This window comes from Shewanella sp. MM_2022_3, from assembly GCF_022557375.1.
Lineage (GTDB): Bacteria > Pseudomonadota > Gammaproteobacteria > Enterobacterales > Shewanellaceae > Shewanella > Shewanella xiamenensis.
Genome location: NZ_JAKZGV010000095.1, coordinates 1 through 1,653 on the forward strand (window position 1 = coordinate 1; position 1,653 = coordinate 1,653).

At 50.8% G+C, this 1,653-nt stretch carries 1 rRNA gene; it reads right to left on the reverse strand.

The features are described from left to right. A 23S ribosomal RNA gene (locus MMG82_RS21150) occupies positions 1–1,653 on the reverse strand; the annotation flags it as partial.

Sequence of the window (1,653 nt, forward strand, 5' to 3'; positions counted from 1 at the left end):
CGTCAGCTTAGAGAGCAAGTCTCATCACCAACAAGAGCGTACCTTCTCCCGAAGTTACGGTACCATTTTGCCTAGTTCCTTCAGCCGAGTTCTCTCAAGCGCCTTGGTATTCTCTACCCGACCACCTGTGTCGGTTTGGGGTACGATTCCCGCTAACCTGAAGCTTAGAAGATTTTCCTGGAAGCATGGCATCAACTACTTCATCCCCTTGGGGACTCGTCATCAGCTCTCAGTGTATAGTGACCCGGATTTGCCTAAGTCACCCACCTACCACCTTAAACGCGGACTACCAACGCCGCGCTAGCCTAGCCTTCTCCGTCTCTCCATCGCAGTTAGCGGAAGTACAGAAATATTAATCTGTTTCCCATCGATTACGCCTTTCGGCCTCACCTTAGGGGTCGACTCACCCTGCCCCGATTAACGTTGGACAGGAACCCTTGGTCTTTCGGCGAGGGGGTTTTTCACCCCCTTTATCGTTACTCATGTCAGCATTCGCACTTCTGATACCTCCAGTGTGGGTTACCCCTTCACCTTCAACGGCTTACAGAACGCTCCTCTACCGCGCAACTCTAATGAATTGCACCCGTAGCTTCGGTGGTATGTTTAGCCCCGTTACATCTTCCGCGCAGGCCGACTCGACTAGTGAGCTATTACGCTTTCTTTAAATGATGGCTGCTTCTAAGCCAACATCCTAGCTGTCTAAGCCTTCCCACATCGTTTCCCACTTAACATACACTTTGGGACCTTAGCTGACGGTCTGGGTTGTTTCCCTTTTGACGACGGACGTTAGCACCCGCCGTCTGTCTCCCGAGTAGTACTCATTGGTATTCGGAGTTTGCAAAGGGTTGGTAAGTCGGGATGACCCCCTAGCCTTAACAGTGCTCTACCCCCAATGGTATTCGCTCGAGGCGCTACCTAAATAGCTTTCGAGGAGAACCAGATATCTCCCGGTTTGATTGGCCTTTCACCCCCAGCCACAAGTCATCCGCTAATTTTTCAACATTAGTCGGTTCGGTCCTCCAGTTGATGTTACTCAACCTTCAACCTGCCCATGGCTAGATCACCGGGTTTCGGGTCTACGCCTTGCAACTAAACGCGCAGTTAACACTCGGTTTCCCTACGGCTCCGCTATTCGCTTAACCTCGCTACAAAACGTAAGTCGCTGACCCATTATACAAAAGGTACGCAGTCACGGTCTCAAGAACCGCTCCCACTGCTTGTACGTATACGGTTTCAGGTTCTATTTCACTCCCCTCACAGGGGTTCTTTTCGCCTTTCCCTCACGGTACTGGTTCACTATCGGTCAGTCAGGAGTATTTAGCCTTGGAGGATGGTCCCCCCATATTCAAACAGGATATCACGTGTCCCGCCTTACTCGTTTTCATCAAAGGTTAGTTTTCGTGTACGGGGCTATCACCCTGTGCCGCTGGACTTTCCAGACCATTCCACTAACACCCCTCTGACTTAAGGGCTAATCCCCGTTCGCTCGCCGCTACTAGGGGAATCTCGGTTGATTTCTTTTCCTAAGGGTACTTAGATGTTTCAGTTCCCCTCGTTTGCCTCATTAAGCTATGTATTCACTTAATGATGACCGCTTATGCGGCCGGGTTCCCCCATTCGGACATCGTTAGCTCAAATGCTTGTTACTAGCTC